Raw genomic sequence first — 16,625 nt, forward strand, 5'->3', positions numbered from 1 at the left:
GCCATGACCGACACCGCACTTCACCCCGGATCGGCTTTCGTCGGTCATGAGGACCATCACCACGCGCATCATGACGCCGATCACAAGCCCGGCTTCTTCGCGCGCTGGTTCCTGTCGACCAATCACAAGGATATTGGCACCCTCTACCTGATCTTCGCGATCGTCGCGGGGATCATCGGCGGCGCGATCTCCGGCCTAATGCGCGCCGAGTTGAAGGAGCCCGGCATCCAGTATCTGGGTATCTGGGCGGGGTTGCTGCACGGCGGGGCGCAGAGCCTCGACCAGTCGCTGCATCTGTGGAACGTGCTGATCACCGCGCACGGCCTGATCATGGTGTTCTTCATGGTCATGCCCGCGATGATCGGCGGGTTCGGCAACTGGTTCGTGCCGATCATGATCGGCGCGCCCGACATGGCCTTCCCGCGCATGAACAACGTGTCCTTCTGGCTGCTGATCCCGGCCTTCACGCTGCTGCTCGCCTCGCCCTTCTTCGGTTCGGGGGCGGGTGTCGGCTGGACGGCTTACGCCCCGCTATCGACCTTCGGCGAGCCGGGGCCATCGGTGGACATGGCGATCCTGGCGCTTCATCTGGCGGGCGCGTCGTCGATCCTGGGGGCGATCAACTTCATCACCACCATCTTCAACATGCGCGCGCCGGGCATGACGCTGCACAAGATGCCGCTGTTCGTCTGGTCGGTGCTGGTGACGGCCTTCCTGCTGCTGCTCTCGCTGCCGGTGCTGGCCGCCGCGATCACCATGTTGCTGACCGACCGTAATTTCGGCACGACCTTCTTCGATCCCGCCGGGGGCGGCGACCCGATCCTGTACCAGCATCTCTTCTGGTTCTTCGGCCACCCCGAAGTGTACATCATGATCCTGCCCGGCTTCGGCATCGTCAGCCAGATCATCGCGACGTTCAGCCGCAAGCCCGTCTTCGGCTATCTCGGCATGGCCTATGCCATGGTCGCGATCGGCGTGGTCGGCTTCGTCGTGTGGGCGCACCATATGTTCGCCACCGGCCTGTCCGTGAACACCAAGATGTATTTCACCGCCGCGACGATGATCATCGCGGTGCCCACCGGCATCAAGATCTTCTCGTGGATCGCGACCATGTGGGGCGGCTCGCTCAGCTTCAAGACGCCGATGGTCTGGGCGATCGGCTTCATCTTCATGTTCACCGTCGGCGGCGTGACCGGCGTGGTGCTGGCGAACGGCGGCATCGACGATTACATGCACGACACCTATTATGTCGTCGCGCACTTCCATTACGTCCTGTCACTGGGCGCGGTGTTCGCGCTGTTCGCGGGCTTTTATTACTGGTTCCCCAAAATGTCGGGGAAGATGTATAGCGAGTTGCTCGGCCAGTTGCATTTCTGGGTGTTCTTCATCGGCGTGAACCTGTTGTTCTTCCCGATGCACTTCCTGGGGTTGCAGGGCATGCCGCGCCGCTATCCCGATTACCCGGATGCCTATGCGACGTGGAACGCGGTCGCGACCCATGGTTATGAGATCATGGCGGCGGGCATGGGCATCTTCTTCATCAACCTGGTCTGGTCGCTGGTCGCCGGAAAGCCAGCCGGGGACAATCCCTGGGGCGAGGGGGCGACGACGCTGGAATGGACGCTGTCCAGCCCGCCGCCCTATCACCAGTTCGAGACGCTGCCGCGCATCGACTGACCGGCGTTTCCTCCTCCTCGATCAAGGCCCCCGGACCCATTGTCCGGGGGCCTTTTTCATTACGCCATCGTCACGATAGGTCCGTCTCGGCCAAATCGTTTCCATGATGCGACGAATCGAGGACCCCTGCACCTTCCATTAACCAGATAGGCTCATCCTGTCCCTCGGTCGCCAACCCGGCGACGCTATCGGACATGGATGTGATGACGGGGCGGGACTTTGTGGCGGAGCCGATGGCGGCGACCGTCGAGGACGGCACGGAACTGCCCATCGTCGAACGGCCGTCTGGCCATGCGGCGGGCAGGGCCGGCGCGGCGGCGCTGCCGCTGCTGGCGCTGGCCGCCTGTGGCGGCGGCGGAGGGGGCGGGAGCACGGCCACCGCCACGGGCAGCGCCGAGGGCACGGCATCCACTCCCGCCACCACGACCCCCATCGTCGTGGTCAACGCCGCACCGACCGCCGTCGAGGCCAGCCGCTTCCTGGCGCAGGCCACGATGGGCGCGACCCGCGCCAGCATCGATACGGTCGTCTCGCGCGGCTATGACGGCTGGCTGAGCGACCAGTTCGCCCTGCCGCGCGCGACCAGCCATTGGGACTGGCTGATCGCCAATGGCTATGACACCGCCAAGGCGAACGCGATCAGCGGCTTCGACCCGTCCATGTGGCGCCAGATGATCGTCGAGCCCGACCAGCTTCGCCAGCGCGTGGGCATGGCGCTGCTCGACATTCTGGTGGTCGGCATCGACCAGGCGAGCAGCACCTGGCGCGCCTTCGCCATGGCCGCCTATGTCGACATCCTGCTGGACAACGCCTTCGGCAATTATCGCGACCTGCTGGGCGCGGTGACGACCAATTTCGCGATGGGCCAGTTCCTGACCTATCAATATAATCGCAAGGCCAACCCGACCACCGGCACCCAGCCGGACGAGAATTACGCGCGCGAGCTGATGCAGTTGTTCACGCTGGGACTCAGCCAGCTGAACATGGACGGCACCCCCAAGCTGAACGGCGGACAGCCGATCGACACCTATGGCCAGGCCGATGTGTCCGGGCTGGCGCGCGTGTTCACCGGACTGGTCCCGACCAGCACCGACAGCAACACGCCGACCCGGCTGCGCCAGCCGCTGGTGATGAACGCCACCCTCAACGAAACCGGCGCGTCGAGCTTTCTGGGCACCACGGTCAGCGGTGGCGGCATGGCGGGGATCGGCGCGGCGCTGGATGCGATCTTCGCGCATCCCAACGTGCCGCCCTTCATCTCGAAACAGTTGATCCAGCGGCTGGTCACCAGCAACCCGTCGCCCGCCTATGTCACCCGGGTCGCGACCAAGTTCGTCGACAATGGCCAGGGCGTGCGCGGGGACATGAAGGCGGTGATCCGCGCCATCCTCCTCGACAGCGAGGCGCGCACCCTGTCCACCGCCACCACGGCGGGCAAGCTGCGCGAGCCGGTCCTGCGGCTGACCGGCTGGGCGCGCGCCTTCGGCGTCAATTCGCCCTCCAATGGCTGGGCGATCGGCGACACCTCCAACCCGTCGAACCGGTTGGGCCAGGCCAAGGGGCACAGCCCGTCGGTCTTCAACTTCTATCGCCCCGGCTATGCCCCGCCGGGCACCGGCATGGCGAGCAGCGGCCTGGTCGCGCCCGAGCTCCAGATCACCAGCGAACAGAGCGTCGTCGGCTATGTGAACTTCATGTACGGGCTGATCGCCAACGGCATCGGCGATGTGAAGGCCGATTACACCGCGATCCTGACCAAGGCGGCCGACAGCGCCGCGCTGGTCGACGAGGTCAATCTGATCCTCGCCGCCGGGCAATTGTCCGCCGCGACCCAGGCCACCATCCGGTCCGCGGTCGACAGCGTGTCGGCCAGCGCGACCAACGGCCCGATCAACCGGGTCGGCATCGCGATCCTGCTGACCATGGCCTCCCCCGACTATCTGACCCTGCGGTGATGAGCATGATGCACGACCAGTCCCTCCATGATCAATCACGGCGCGCCTTCCTCAAGCGCAGCGCCCTGCTCGGCCTCGCCGGGACCGCCACCCCCTTCGTCTCCAGCCTGGCCGCGATCGGCGAGGCGGCGGCGGCGACCGCCTCGGACTACAAGGCGCTGGTGTGCGTGTTCCTCTATGGCGGCAACGACTATGCCAACACGCTGGTCCCCTATGACGAAGGCAGCTTCGCCGCCTATCGCGCGGCGCGGGCCAATATCGGCTATCAGCGCGACGTGCTGGCGGGCACCCTGCTGAACCCCTCGGTCGCGCTGCCCGATGGCCGCGCCTATGCCCTGTCGCCCAGCATGCCCGAGATGAGCCAGCTCTTCGCGGCGGGCAAGATGGCGGTCGCGCTGAACGTCGGCACGCTGGTCGAGCCGACGACCAAATCGCAATATCAGAAGCGCAGCGTCCGCCTGCCCCCGAAGTTGTTCAGCCATAACGACCAGCAGAGCTTCTTCCAGGCATCGAGCCCCGAAGGCGCGGGCAGCGGCTGGGGCGGGCGGATCGGCGACGTGTTCCAGAACGGCAACGGCAATGCCGCGCTGACCTGTATCAACGCCACCGGCAATGCCGTGTACCTGACCGGACGAAGCGCGATCCAATATTCGGTCGGCACCGGCGGCCCGGTCGCGCTGCTGAACAGCAGCCGGACGCTGTACGGATCATCCACCGCGCTCGACACGCTGCGCACGCTGATGACCTCCGACTCCAGCCTCGCCATCGCCAGCGAGCATGCGCGGATCAGCAAGCGGGCGCTCGATATCCAGGCGCAGTTGAGCAGCGCGCTGGCGGGCGCACCCGCGACCAGCTTCCCGCTTTTCCCCAGCAACAACCCACTGGCCGACCAGTTGAAGATGGTCGCGCGGATGATCTCGGTCAGCCAGACCCTGGGGCTGAAGCGGCAGGTGTTCTTCGTGTCGCTCGGCGGCTTCGACCTGCACGACAATCTGGTCGCGCAGCATCCGGGGCTGCTCGCCCGCATGTCTTCGGCGATGAAGGCCTTTTACGACACCACCGAGGCGATGGGCGTCGCCAATCAGGTGACCAGCTTCACCGCGTCCGATTTCGGGCGCACGCTCCAGTCCAATGACGACGGGTCGGACCATGGCTGGGGCGGCATGCACTTCGTCGTCGGCGGCGCGGTGCGCGGGCAGCGGCTCTATGGCAAGGCCCCGACGGTGGGCGTCAACAACAATGACGATGTCGGTCAGGGCCGCCTGATCCCGACCATGTCGGTCGACCAATATGCCGCGACGCTGGCAAGCTGGTTCGGCATCGATTCGGGAGGCCTGCGCACCGTGCTGCCCAATATCGGCAATTACGACAGCTCGACCTGGAATCAGGGATTCATGGGGTAAGTCCGGTCCTGGCTCCGGGCATGGCAGGGCCAGTGACAATATAACATATTGAAGTTTCACATTTTCCCGATCAGCGCCGATCGGAAAAACTAGCAGGCCCACCGCCCTGGCATGCGACTCCCCGGGTCCCATATGAGCGCCGCGATCCTTCGGTCGCCCCTATCGATTCCAGAGGAGCTTCCATGCCCACTCCTGCCAAGGCCTATGCGGCCCAGTCGGCCGACGCCGCGCTCGCCCCCTTCTCGCTGGAGCGTCGCGATCTGCAAGCAGACGATGTCGCGATCGACATCCTTTATTGCGGCGTCTGTCATTCCGACCTGCACACGGCGCGCGGCGAATGGGCGGGCACGCTCTATCCGTGCGTTCCGGGACACGAGATCGTCGGGCGCGTCACCGCCATCGGCGACGCGGTGACCAAGTATAAGGTCGGCGACGTGGTCGGCGTCGGCTGCATGGTCGACAGTTGCGGCCATTGCGCCTCCTGCCATGGCGGCGAAGAGCAATATTGCGAGACCACCGGCTTCGTCGGCACCTATAACGGCCCCGATCCCGTGATGGGCGGCCATACCCTTGGCGGCTATTCCGACCATATCGTGGTCAAGGAAGGCTTCGTCCTGAAGATCAACCATGACGAGGGTGATCTGGCTGCCGTCGCGCCGCTGCTCTGTGCGGGGATCACCACCTATTCCCCCTTGCGCCACTGGAAGGTCGGGCCGGGCCAGAAGGTCGGCATCGTGGGGCTTGGCGGACTGGGCCATATGGGCGTGAAGATCGCCGCCGCGATGGGGGCCGAGGTCTATGTCTTCTCCACCTCGCCGGGCAAGGCCGAGGACGCCAGGCGGCTGGGCGCCAGGGACCTGATCGTGTCGAAGGACGCCGACCAGATGGCCGCGCACGCCAACAGCTTCGACTTCATCCTGAATACGGTGGCCGCGCCGCATGACCTCGATGCGTTCCTGATGCTGTTGAAGCGCGACGGCACGATGACGCTGGTCGGCGTACCCGATTCGCCGCATCCCTCGCCCTCGGTCGGCAACCTCGTCTTCCGCCGCCGGTCGCTGGCGGGCTCGCTGATCGGCGGCATCGCCGAGACGCAGGAGATGCTCGATTTCTGCCACCAGCATGGCCTGACCGCCGATATCGAGATGATCGCGATGGACGAGGTCAACACCGCCTATGACCGGATGCAGAAGAGCGATGTGAAATATCGCTTCGTCATCGACATGGCGACACTGAAGCAGGACTGACGCTCCTGAGACTCACGCCCCTCCCGTAAACGGGAGGGGATGGGGGAGGGCAAGCCACGGGCGATGGTCTCTGTGAGACTCCAGGCCCTCCCCCCATCCCCCTCCCGCTTGCGGGAGGGGGTGCGCTTGGGGCTGGCAGATATCCCAAGCTCCAACCACTTCGATTGCCCGCCCACCTCACAGCGCCTATATGCGGGGCTCCCATGTCCAGCATTCCCTCCTCCGTCTTCGTCCCCGCCGACTGGCGCGACTTCCTCGCCTTGACCAAGCCGCGGGTGATGACGCTGGTGGTGTTCACCGGGCTGTGCGGGATGCTGGCCGCGCCGGTGGGGGTCGATCCGGTGATCGGCTTCACCGCGATCCTGTGCATCGCCTTGGGCGCGGGCGCGGCCGGGGCACTCAACCAATGGTATGAGGCGGACCTGGACGCGCTGATGAAGCGCACCGCCAAGCGCCCGCTGCCCGCCGGGCGGATGAATCGCGAATCGGCGCTGCATTTCGGGGTCGGGCTCGCCTGTTTCTCGGTCATCCTCATGGGGTTGGCGGTCAATTACGTCGCCGCCGGCATCCTGAGCGTCTCGATCCTGTTCTATGTGCTGGTCTATACCGTCTGGCTGAAGCGGCGGACGCCGCAGAACATCGTCATCGGCGGGGCTGCGGGCGCGTTTCCGCCATTGATCGGCTGGGCGGCGGCGACCGGGCAGATCGCGCTCCTCCCCTTCCTTCTGTTCAGCCTCGTCTTCCTGTGGACACCACCGCATTTCTGGGCGCTCGCGCTGTTCGTGAAGACCGATTACGCCAATGCGGGTGTGCCGATGCTGCCCGTCGTCGCCGGGGAGCGGGTGACGCGCGCGCAGATCGGGCTCTACACCATTCCGATGGCCGTCGCCGCCGTCGCGCCCTGGCCGCTGGGGCTGACCGGCGCGATCTATGGCGTGATCGCCAGTGCGGGGACCGCGCTGTTCGGGCTCTACGCCGCGATCGTCGCCTTCCGGCATACGCAACCCGACGATGCGATGAAGCCCGAAAAGCGGCTGTTCAAATATTCGATCCTGTATCTTTTCCTTCTCTTCGGCGCGCTGGTGGTGGATCGTTGGGCATGACGCCTGACGATTCGAACCGGATTCGCGCCAAGCAGCGCGCTCGTGCCACCGCGATGGCGCTGCTGCTCGGGTTCCTGGTGGTGCTGATCTTCTTCATCACCCTGTCCAAGATCCGGTCGGGAATGCATTGATGCGGCTCACGCGGCAGGCTCGGACCGTGGTGTTCGCGCTGTTCGGCGTGGTGTTCATGACCGGCCTCGCCTTCGCCAGCGTGCCGCTCTATCGCATGTTCTGTCAGGTGACGGGCTATCAGGGCACGACGCAGCGGGGCACACAGGCGCCGGGCAGCGTCCATAGCCAGATCAGGGTCGATTTCGACGCCAACGTCTCCTCGCGCCTCGCCTGGACGTTCAAGCCCGAAAATCCGCACGAAACCGTCGATATCGGCGCGCGGGACATGGTGTTCTTCACCGCGACCAACAATGCCAAAGTGCCCGTCACCGGCACCGCGACCTTCAACGTGACGCCCGACCAGGCGGGACGCTATTTCACCAAGATCGAGTGTTTCTGCTTCACCCAGCAGACGCTGAAACCCGGCGAGACGGTGCGGATGCCGGTCATCTTCTTCGTCGATCCCAAGATCCTGAACGACCCGGACGCGAAGGACATCGAGACCATCACCCTGTCCTACACATTTTACCCGGTGGATTCGGCGGGAAAAGCGGGTTAGCCTGCCCCCAAAATAGCAAAAAGCTAAGGGACGGGATCATGGCTGGCGCGAAGAACCACGACTATCACATCCTGCCGCCGAGCCCCTGGCCGCTGGCCAGTTCGATGTCGGCGCTGCTGATGGCCTCGGGCGCGATCATGTGGATGCACAGCGCGCCCGGTGGTGGCTGGGCGTTTCTGGCTGGGCTCGCCGCGGTGCTGTTCTGCATGGGAAGCTGGTGGGCCGATGTGGTGCGCGAGGCGCATCATGGCGACCATACCCCGGTCGTCCAGCTTCACTTCCGCTATGGCATGATCCTGTTCATCGCGTCCGAAGTGATGTTCTTCGTCGGCTGGTTCTGGGCCTTTTTCGACTTTTCGCTCTTCCCGACCGCGATGAGCTTCGTCGACGGACAGGTGGAGCGCGCCGCCGAGGGGGCCACCGCCATCGCCGCGACCTGGCCGCCCAAGGGGCTGGAGGTGATCGACGCCTTCAAACTGCCCTTGCTCAACACGCTGATCCTGCTGACCAGCGGCACCACCGTGACCTGGGCTCATCACGCCCTGATCCACAACCAGCGCGGCGGGGAGAAGCGCGGCCTGTGGGGCGCGCTGGGCGTGGGCGACCGGGACGGGGTGCTCAAGGGGCTGTGGCTGACCATCGTGCTGGGCCTGATCTTCAGTTCGATCCAGGCCTATGAATATATCCATGCGCCCTTCCCGTTTAAGGGGATCAATTACGGCGCGGCCTTCTTCATGGCGACCGGTTTCCATGGGTTCCACGTCATCGTCGGCACCATCTTCCTGATCGTCTGCCTGATCCGCGCCTATCGCGGCGACTTCACGCCCCGCCAGCATTTCGGGTTCGAGGCGGCGGCCTGGTACTGGCATTTCGTCGACGTGGTGTGGCTGTTCCTCTTCGTCACCGTCTATGTCTGGGGTGGCTGGGGCGCGCCGGTTCATAGTGGCTGAGCCGACGCCTCCCACTATCGCGCAAGCGGCATTCCAGGGGCTGTGTCCGCGTTGCGGCCAGCCCCATTTGTTTGCCGGGCCGCTGCTCTCGACCAAGGTCGTGACCTTCGCCGATCGCTGTAGCGCCTGCGGGCTGGATTTCACGCGCTTCAACATCGGTGACGGCCCCGCCGCCTTCCTCACCCTGATCCTGGGCACGATCATCACCATCGCTGCGATCATCGTCGAGTTGACGCTGCACCCGCCGCTCTGGCTGCACATGATGATCTGGCTGCCGCTGACCGCGATCGGCGTGGTCTATACGCTGCGACTCGCCAAGGGCGCGCTGATGGCCGCCGAATATCGGAACGAGGCGCGCGAGGGCGCGGTGGTCCGCCCCGAGGAAGACGGGGAATGAGGCGTGCGCCCGTCCTCCCGACGCTGATCGTCGGCCTGGCCGTCGCGGCGATGGTGGCGCTCGGGCTATGGCAGTTGCTCGACCGGTTGCCGAAGAAGCAGGCCTATCTGGCGCAACTGGCGGCCAATCCGGCGCGGCCGGTCATCGCCTTTCCGCTGTTCCCCGACGACAGCCTGCTCTTCCGCCGCACGGTCGCCGATTGCCACCCGCCGATTACGATCCGTCGCGCGGGTGCGGGCGCGGCGGGGTTCCGGCTGATCGCGACCTGTGCGGTGCCGCAGGGGTCTTTACAGGTGCAGCTTGGCACCACCCATGACCCGCGCAAGGAGGTGGCGTGGCCCGGCGGACGGGTGAGCGGCTATGTCTCCCATGCGCCCGACAGCCGCTCGCTGATCGAGTCGGCCTTCGACCACCGCCCGCAGGCGATGCTGCTGGTCGCCGACACGCCCGCCGCCGGACTGGAATCCAACCCCCGTCCCGATACCGACGGCGTGCCCAACAACCACCTGGCTTACGCCATCCAATGGTTCCTGTTCGCCGCGATCGCCGCAATTATCTATGGTTTGGCGGTCGCTCGACGCAATCCAACGGTTGTGGTGACGGGCACACGCCGTTAAGCCCCGGCGCATCATGCGCTATCTCAGTACCCGCGGCTCCGCCCCCATCCTCGATTTCCGGGGCGCGACCCTGGCCGGTCTCGCCAGCGATGGCGGCCTCTATGTGCCCGAAGCCTGGCCCAGCCTGACCGGCGAAGAGATCGAAGCGCTGGCGGGCCTGTCCTATGCGCAGACCGCCGCGCGGATCATGGCCCCTTTCGTCGGCGACAGCCTGACTCCGCAGGAACTGCAAGACCTGTGCGACGCCGCCTATGGCCGCTTCTCGCACGCCGCCGTCACGCCGCTGGTGCAACTCGACCATGACCAGTGGCTGCTCGAACTCTTCCACGGCCCGACGCTGGCGTTCAAGGACGTGGCGCTCCAGATGCTGGGGCTGTTGTTCGAGCGGTTCCTGCGCGGCACCGACACGCGCCTGACCATCGTCGGCGCGACCAGCGGCGACACCGGATCGGCGGCGATCGACGCGGTGGCGGGGCGCGCCAATATCGACATCTTCATGCTCCACCCGGCGGGTCGCGTCACCGAGATCCAGCGCCGCCAGATGACCACGGTGCTCGCGCCCAACGTCCACAATATCGCGATCCAGGGCAATTTCGACGATGCCCAGGCGCTGGTGAAGGCGATGTTCAACGACCGCGCCTTTGCCGACCGCCATACCCTGTCGGCGGTCAACTCGATCAACTGGGCACGGTTGATGGCGCAGGTCGTCTATTATTTCTACGCCGCCGTCCGGCTGGGCGCGCCGGGCAAGGCGGTGGCCTTCTCGGTCCCGACCGGCAATTTCGGCGACGTGTTCGCCGGTTACGTCGCCGCGCGCATGGGGCTTCCCGTCGAGCGGCTGATCGTCGCGACCAACGTCAACGACATCCTCCACCGCGCCCTGTCCTCGGGCGATTATTCCAAGGGGCAGGTACAGGCGACCGCGACCCCCTCGATGGACATCCAGGTCAGTTCCAATTTCGAGCGGCTGTTGTTCGACGCGAACGGGCGCGACGGCGCGGCGCTGGCAACGCAGATGAAGGGGTTCGAGGCGTCGGGCGCGATGCGGCTGACCAATGCGCAGAGCCAGGCCATCGCCCCGCTCTTCACCAGCACCCGCGTCGATGCCGACGACATGAGCCGCGCGATGCGCTGGGCAGCGGAGGAAGCGGGGCAGATCCTCGACCCCCACACCGCCATCGCCCTGTCCGCCGCCCGCGCCGCCGGGACAAGCGCGCCCGTCGTGACGCTCGCCACCGCGCATCCGGCCAAGTTCACCGACGCGGTCGAGCGCGCGACCGGCGTTCGCCCCCCGCTCCCCCGCCGCGTCGGCGACCTGTTCGAGCGCGAGGAGCGCTACACCACCCTGCCCGCCACCTTCGAGGCGGTGACGGCCTTTATCGACGGGCATGGTTTGCGCTAACGCGGGCGCATGAAACTCGAAACGATGATCGGCGAGCCCTGGGCCGACTATGGGCTGGTCGACTCCGGCCATGGTCGCAAGCTGGAACGCTATGGCCGGTTCCGCTTCATCCGCCCCGAGCCGCAGGCGATGTGGGCCCCCGCGAGCCAAGACTGGCGCGCGGCGGCCGAGTTCGTGCCGGGCTCGGACGAGGATGGCGGCGGCCGCTGGAATTTCAACGAGCCGGTCCCGCGCGAGGGCTGGCCGCTCAAGTGGAACGAGGTGCGCTTCACCGCGCAGAACACCCCCTTCCGCCATCTCGGCTTCTTCCCCGACATGGCGCCCGTCTGGAGCTGGATGCGCGAGCAGGTCGACGGCCTGGCCGAGCCGGAATGCATGAACCTGTTCGGCTATACCGGCGTCGGCACGCTGGCGATGGCGAGCGCGGGGGCAAAGATGGTCCATGTCGACGCTTCCAAGAAATCGGTCGAGGCGGCGCGCGGCAATGCCATGCTGTCGGGTCTGGGCGATGCGCCGGTGCGCTGGATCATCGACGACGCCGCCAAATTCGTCGCGCGCGAGGTGCGGCGCGGGCGGCGCTATGACGGCATATTGCTCGACCCGCCCAAATATGGACGCGGACCGGAGGGCGAGGTGTGGCGGCTGGAGGAGGACCTGCCGGGCCTGATCGCGAACTGTCGCCAGTTACTGGATACCGAATCGCGCTTCCTGTTCCTGACGGTGTACGCCGTGCGCATGTCGGCGCTGGCGATCGGCGAGATGATGCGACAGGCGATGGCCGACCTGCCCGGCCAGGTCGAATGCGGCGAACTCGGCGTGCGCGAGGAAGCGCGCGGGCTGGTCCTGCCGACGGCCATCTGGGCGCGGTGGAGCCGGTAAACCCAGACATCCGTTCGTGCTGAGCGAAGTCAAAGCACATGCCCCGCCGCCATCATCTGGCGTGGCCTTCGACTTCGGCGCACAGCGCCGAAGTTTATTCTGAGCGGCTGGCTTGCCAGTCAGCCGAAGGGCTCAGGCTGAACGGGGGTTGGGGATTTCGATCAACGCGACCTCATAGGTCGCCACCGCCCCGCGCGCCTCGAACCGCTTCGCAATCCGCCGCATCGCGCCCGGCGGGATTGGCCGGTGCCCCTCACGCGGCGTCCCCGCCCCGATCGCCCGCAGCGCGCGCATGAAGTCCGCCGCCGTCCCGTGCCTCTGCTCGAACGCCCGCGTCTCGATCCGCCAGCCCATCGCCGCCAGCGCCTCGACCGGCGGATAGGCCGGGCTCCCCGCGACATAGCCCTCCGCCCGGTGTGCGTCGTGCCAGGCCGCGAACGTGCCCTCGACCAGCGTCGTCACCAGCATGCGCCCGTCCGGCGCAAGGCAAGCGGCCAGCCGCCGCAAGCCGCCGCTCAGGTCGGCGAACCACTGCACCGCCAGGCTGCTGACGATCAGGTCGAACGGCGCTTCGCCGGGCAGGTCGGGATGCTCCCCATCCATCACTCGCCCCCGCGCGCCCGGATTCGCCACCAGCCCACGAGCCAGCATGGCGGGCGCGATATCGGTCATCAGCCAGTCGGGCTCGATCAGATACGGCAAGGTTGCACCGGTCAGGAAGCCCGTGCCGCACCCGATCTCCAGCACATGCGGGGCGGGCGGCGCGGCGGCGATGACCCGATCGGCCAGCCAATCGGCGACCTGTCGCTGGACCACCGCATGGGCGTCATAGGCCGCCGCCGCGTCGAAGGCCCGCGCGATCCGCGCCGCGTCGGCCATCGTCTCAGTCCCGCACCGAACGAATCGCCGCCGCCGCGATCCAGGGCGCGCCCGCGACCAGCAACAGCGATACCGAGGCCAACAGCTTGAGCCCGCCGAAATCCCCGCCCCCCGCGCCGAAGATCAACAGCGGCAGGGCAAGCGGCAACAACACCAGTCCGGCGATCCCCCCTGCCCCGCGCAACCCGGCGGTCAGCGCGCCGGTCGCCACCGCCAGCGCCGCCAGCCCCGGTGTCCCCAGCAACAGCGCCAGCTCGACCAGCGCCAGCACACGCGCATCAAGCCCGAACAGCCCTCCGGCGACCAGCGCCGCGACCATCAAGGGCGGTGCGAAGGCCAGCCAGTGCGCCACGATCCGCAACGCCATGACCAGCGCCAGCGACAGGCCATGCACCCGGATCTGGTCGAACCAGCCCGACTCGGCGTCCGGCGCGACCAGCCGCTCGACCGGGAGCAACGCCGCGAGCAAGGCGGCAACCCAGATCGCGCCCGGCCCGATCCGCGCGAGGATCGCCCGATCGGGACCGATCGCGAAAGGAAACAGCACCACCGCCAGCAGAAAGAATCCGCACACCAGCGCCGCGCCGCCCCCGGCATAGCCGCGCCGTACATCGCGCGCGATCAGCGTCAGCGCCCCATTCATGCGGGGACGAACCCGTCGAGGGAGACCGTCCCCGCCTCCGTCACCCCCAGCGGCTGATGGGTGGTCAGCAGCACCGCGCCACCGTCCGCACGGTGCTGCGCGACTATCTGCTCCAGCATCCGCACGCCGTCCGCATCCAGTCCGTTACCGGGCTCGTCCAACAACCAGAGCGGAGCCCGCGACGCCACCACCCGCGCCAGCGCGGCGCGGCGACGCTGACCGGTCGACAAGAGGCGCACCGGCACCTCGGCCAGGGGAGCAAGGCCCACCGCCTCCAGCGCCGCCGCCACTCGCCCCCGCGCATCGGGCAGGAGATCGAGCCGCGCCCAGAAGAGCAGCGCCTCGCCCAGACGCCGCTCGGTGTCGAGGGCGATATCCTCGGTCATCAGCGCGATACGCGCGGTCCGCTCCACCCGCCCCTCGAACGGCGGGATCAGGCCGGCGGCCAGGCGAAGCAGGCTAGACTTGCCGATGCCGTTGGGGCCGGTGACGATCGCCGCCCCGCCCGCCACGAGGCCCAGCGACAACCGGGCGAAGAGCAGCCGCCCGCCCCGCGCGCAGGCGACATCGGACAGGCACAGGATCACGCGACCGCGTCTTCCAGCGCGTGCATGTCCTCATCCGACAGGCCGAAATGATGGCCGATCTCATGAATCGTCACATGCACGACCAAATCGTCCAGCCGCACCCCCGTCTCGATCCATTCGTCCAGGATCGCGCGGCGATAAAGGTGGATGCGGTCGGGCAAGCTCCCCGAATCCATCGAACTTTTCTCACCCAGCGGACGGCCATGATAGAGGCCGGTCAGGTCGAGCGGATGTTCGATGCCCAGCGCCGCCAGCGTCTCGTCATCGGCATAGTCCTCGACGATCAGCACCACATCACCCAGATGGGCGCGGAACTCCTCCGGCAGGCGCGCGATCGCGGCGCGGGCGATCGCCTCGATCACATCGGCTCCCGGTGCCGCGCCGATCCCGTCTTGCCCGCTCATGCGCGCCGTCTTACCCCTGGGGCAGGCGAAAGAACAAGAGAAGCAAGGGGACGAGCATGGTGGAGCGTCTGAGCGAACTGGACCGGGACGAAGCGCTGGACGGCCTGCCCGAATGGGACTGGGACGAAGCACGCGACGCGATCAGCCGCCGCTTCGTCTTCGCCGATTTCAACGAGGCGTTCGGCTTCATGACCCGCGTCGCGCTGCTCGCGGAAAAGGCGGACCATCATCCCGAATGGTCCAATGTCTGGAACCGGGTGGACATCGTGCTGACCACGCATGATGCGGGCGGCCTGTCGGCGCGCGACATCGACATGGCCGAAGCGATCGACGCGCTGGTGGATTGACCACCCCAATCCTCCCCATCCCCGATGGGGAGGGGGACCGCCGGGCGTCAGCCCGGTGGTGGTGGGGCGATGCCGGACGGCCGCCCCGTCACCGAACTTCGGAAGCAGGCGAGCCGCCGGACCCCGCCCCTCCACCATCGCTGCCGCGATGGTCCCCCTCCCCAAGCAAGCTTGGGGAGGAATAAGGTCACCCGACCGTCTGCTCGATCGCGCCGAAGATGGGATGGTGGCGGTCGTCCTCCATCCATATGCGCACCGTGTCGCCCTTTTTCAGGAACGGCGTCTTCGCCTCGCCGCCGCGGATCGTCTCGATCATCCGCACTTCCGCGATGCAGCTATAGCCGACGCCGCCCTCGGCGACCGGCTTGCCGGGGCCGCCGTCCGAATCGCGGTTGGACACGGTGCCCGAACCGATGATCGTCCCCGCCCCCAGCGCGCGGGTCTTTGCCGCATGGGCGATCAGCGTGCCGAAGTCGAAGGTCATGTCCACCCCCGCCTCGGCCCGGCCGAAGGGCTTGCCGTTCAGGTCGACCTTGAGCACCCGGTGCAGCTTGCCGTCCCGCCACCAGTCGCCCAGCGACTCTGGCGTGACGAAGACGGGCGAAAAGGCCGAAGCCGGCTTGGACTGGAAGAAGCCGAACCCCTTGGCCAGTTCGCCGGGAATCAGCCCCCGCAGCGATACGTCGTTGGTCAGCCCGACCAGCCGGATCGCCGCCAGCGCTTCCTCGCGGCTCGCGCCCATCGGCACATCGCCGGTAACGACGACGACCTCGCCCTCCAGGTCGCAGCCCCAGCTTTCATCGGCCAGCGGGATCGGATCGCGCGGCCCCAGGAACCCGTCCGACCCGCCCTGATAGATCAACGGATCGTGCCAGAAACTCTCGGGCAGTTCCGCCCCGCGCGCCTGGCGGACCAGCGCGACGTGATTCACATAGGCCGACCCATCCGCCCACTGATAGGCGCGCGGCAGCGGCGAGGCGGCGTCATGCTCGTGGAAACGCGCACGCGGGATCGCGCCGTGATCCAGATCGGTCGCCAGATTGGCCAGCGCGGGCGCGATCGCATCCCAATCGTCGAGCGCGGCTTGCAGCGTCGGTGCGATATGCCCCGCATCGGCATACCAGGCGAGGTCGCTCGACACGACGACCAGCTTGCCGTCGCGACCTTCCTTGAGACTGGCGAGTTTCATGCAGGACTCCTCTTGCCTATTTGGTATCAGATGTAACCATCCGTCCGCGATTGTCACGCCATCGCGCCCCGATCCTGCCTGAAACTTGACTTTTCGCAAAGGTCGGCGCACATGGCCATCCGTCGAGGCGTCCACTCGCAGCGTGAACGGACCATCTGGTCCCGGCTCCGCCCCGACCCTGTCTTCAGGCTTCCCTTGTCACGCGGGGTGTCATCAACCCCGGCGCCGCATCTCGCGGCCCTTCCGTGACTCGCGCGCCATGATCGAAAGCAATTC

General features: G+C 66.9%; 18 protein-coding genes. 13 read left to right on the forward strand and 5 right to left on the reverse strand.

The annotated features are described in order from the left end of the window. Positions 1 to 3: 3 nt before the first annotated feature. The 12 genes from ctaD (at position 4) to QE379_RS00850 (ending at position 12,300) form a co-directional block, all read left to right on the forward strand. Positions 4 to 1,677, forward strand: coding sequence for a cytochrome c oxidase subunit I (ctaD, locus tag QE379_RS00795; protein ID WP_306996910.1), 1,674 nt, complete (start codon positions 4 to 6; stop codon positions 1,675 to 1,677). A gap of 194 nt (positions 1,678 to 1,871) precedes the next feature. Next, the gene (locus QE379_RS00800) at positions 1,872 to 3,632 is read left to right on the forward strand and encodes a DUF1800 family protein (RefSeq protein ID WP_306996912.1); all 1,761 of its coding nucleotides are present in this window, start codon (positions 1,872 to 1,874) and stop codon (positions 3,630 to 3,632) included. Continuing rightward, a complete protein-coding gene (locus QE379_RS00805) occupies positions 3,632 to 5,035 on the forward strand; it encodes a DUF1501 domain-containing protein (RefSeq protein ID WP_306996914.1) in 1,404 nt (467 codons plus the stop codon). Before QE379_RS00800 ends, QE379_RS00805 begins: the two co-directional genes overlap by 1 nt. 182 nt (positions 5,036 to 5,217) lie before the next feature. Beyond that, positions 5,218 to 6,282, forward strand: a complete 1,065-nt coding sequence (locus QE379_RS00810; protein ID WP_306996916.1) for an NAD(P)-dependent alcohol dehydrogenase — start codon at positions 5,218 to 5,220, stop codon at positions 6,280 to 6,282. A gap of 203 nt (positions 6,283 to 6,485) precedes the next feature. Continuing rightward, on the forward strand, positions 6,486 to 7,385 hold the full coding sequence (locus QE379_RS00815; RefSeq protein ID WP_306996917.1) for a heme o synthase: 900 nt from the start codon (positions 6,486 to 6,488) through the stop codon (positions 7,383 to 7,385). Further along, positions 7,382 to 7,516, forward strand: coding sequence for a hypothetical protein (locus QE379_RS00820; protein WP_257575300.1), 135 nt, complete (start codon positions 7,382 to 7,384; stop codon positions 7,514 to 7,516). Before QE379_RS00815 ends, QE379_RS00820 begins: the two co-directional genes overlap by 4 nt. Next, a complete protein-coding gene (locus QE379_RS00825) occupies positions 7,516 to 8,055 on the forward strand; it encodes a cytochrome c oxidase assembly protein (protein ID WP_306996919.1) in 540 nt (179 codons plus the stop codon). The genes QE379_RS00820 and QE379_RS00825 overlap by 1 nt, the downstream gene beginning before the upstream one ends. A 38-nt stretch (positions 8,056 to 8,093) precedes the next feature. Next, a complete protein-coding gene (locus tag QE379_RS00830; protein WP_306996921.1) occupies positions 8,094 to 9,005 on the forward strand; it encodes a cytochrome c oxidase subunit 3 in 912 nt (303 codons plus the stop codon). Positions 9,006 to 9,072: 67 nt separating this feature from the next. Beyond that, positions 9,073 to 9,402 (forward strand): DUF983 domain-containing protein, encoded by a 330-nt coding sequence (locus QE379_RS00835; RefSeq protein WP_373461700.1) that lies wholly within the window; start codon positions 9,073 to 9,075, stop codon positions 9,400 to 9,402. Beyond that, positions 9,399 to 10,019: an SURF1 family cytochrome oxidase biogenesis protein gene (locus QE379_RS00840; protein ID WP_306996925.1), complete on the forward strand. Its 621-nt coding sequence runs from the start codon at positions 9,399 to 9,401 to the stop codon at positions 10,017 to 10,019. The genes QE379_RS00835 and QE379_RS00840 overlap by 4 nt, the downstream gene beginning before the upstream one ends. A gap of 13 nt (positions 10,020 to 10,032) precedes the next feature. Beyond that, entirely contained in the window at positions 10,033 to 11,421 is a 1,389-nt protein-coding gene (gene thrC / locus QE379_RS00845) for a threonine synthase (RefSeq protein ID WP_306996927.1), read from the forward strand. A gap of 9 nt (positions 11,422 to 11,430) precedes the next feature. Then, positions 11,431 to 12,300: a class I SAM-dependent methyltransferase gene (locus QE379_RS00850; RefSeq protein WP_306996929.1), complete on the forward strand. Its 870-nt coding sequence runs from the start codon at positions 11,431 to 11,433 to the stop codon at positions 12,298 to 12,300. 132 nt (positions 12,301 to 12,432) lie between these two features. Here QE379_RS00850 and QE379_RS00855 read toward each other — a convergent pair whose 3' ends face one another. The 4 genes from QE379_RS00855 to QE379_RS00870 are packed head-to-tail and all read right to left on the reverse strand — an operon-like array spanning position 12,433 to position 14,813. Then, entirely contained in the window at positions 12,433 to 13,179 is a 747-nt protein-coding gene (locus tag QE379_RS00855) for a methyltransferase (RefSeq protein ID WP_306996931.1), read from the reverse strand. A 4-nt stretch (positions 13,180 to 13,183) separates the two neighbouring features. Then, positions 13,184 to 13,822 carry a heme exporter protein CcmB gene (locus tag QE379_RS00860; RefSeq protein WP_306996933.1) on the reverse strand — a complete coding sequence of 213 codons (639 nt, stop codon included), beginning with the start codon at positions 13,820 to 13,822 and terminating at the stop codon, positions 13,184 to 13,186. Further along, complete coding sequence (ccmA, locus tag QE379_RS00865) at positions 13,819 to 14,409, reverse strand: heme ABC exporter ATP-binding protein CcmA (protein WP_306996935.1); 591 nt, start codon at positions 14,407 to 14,409, stop codon at positions 13,819 to 13,821. The genes QE379_RS00860 and ccmA overlap by 4 nt, the downstream gene beginning before the upstream one ends. Further along, positions 14,406 to 14,813, reverse strand: a complete 408-nt coding sequence (locus tag QE379_RS00870; protein WP_306996937.1) for a metallopeptidase family protein — start codon at positions 14,811 to 14,813, stop codon at positions 14,406 to 14,408. Before QE379_RS00870 ends, ccmA begins: the two co-directional genes overlap by 4 nt. On the opposite strand from QE379_RS00870, the gene QE379_RS00875 reads away from it, so the two are divergent. Then, positions 14,783 to 15,160: a 4a-hydroxytetrahydrobiopterin dehydratase gene (locus QE379_RS00875; RefSeq protein ID WP_306996940.1), complete on the forward strand. Its 378-nt coding sequence runs from the start codon at positions 14,783 to 14,785 to the stop codon at positions 15,158 to 15,160. The genes QE379_RS00870 and QE379_RS00875 overlap by 31 nt on opposite strands. Before the next feature lie 187 nt (positions 15,161 to 15,347). On the opposite strand, the gene QE379_RS00880 is transcribed toward QE379_RS00875, so the two are convergent. Further along, positions 15,348 to 16,349 (reverse strand): fumarylacetoacetate hydrolase family protein, encoded by a 1,002-nt coding sequence (locus QE379_RS00880; protein ID WP_306996942.1) that lies wholly within the window; start codon positions 16,347 to 16,349, stop codon positions 15,348 to 15,350. Between the last annotated feature and the right edge of the window lie 276 nt (positions 16,350 to 16,625).

The organism is Sphingomonas sp. SORGH_AS_0879, from assembly GCF_030819175.1.
Taxonomy (GTDB): domain Bacteria; phylum Pseudomonadota; class Alphaproteobacteria; order Sphingomonadales; family Sphingomonadaceae; genus Sphingomonas.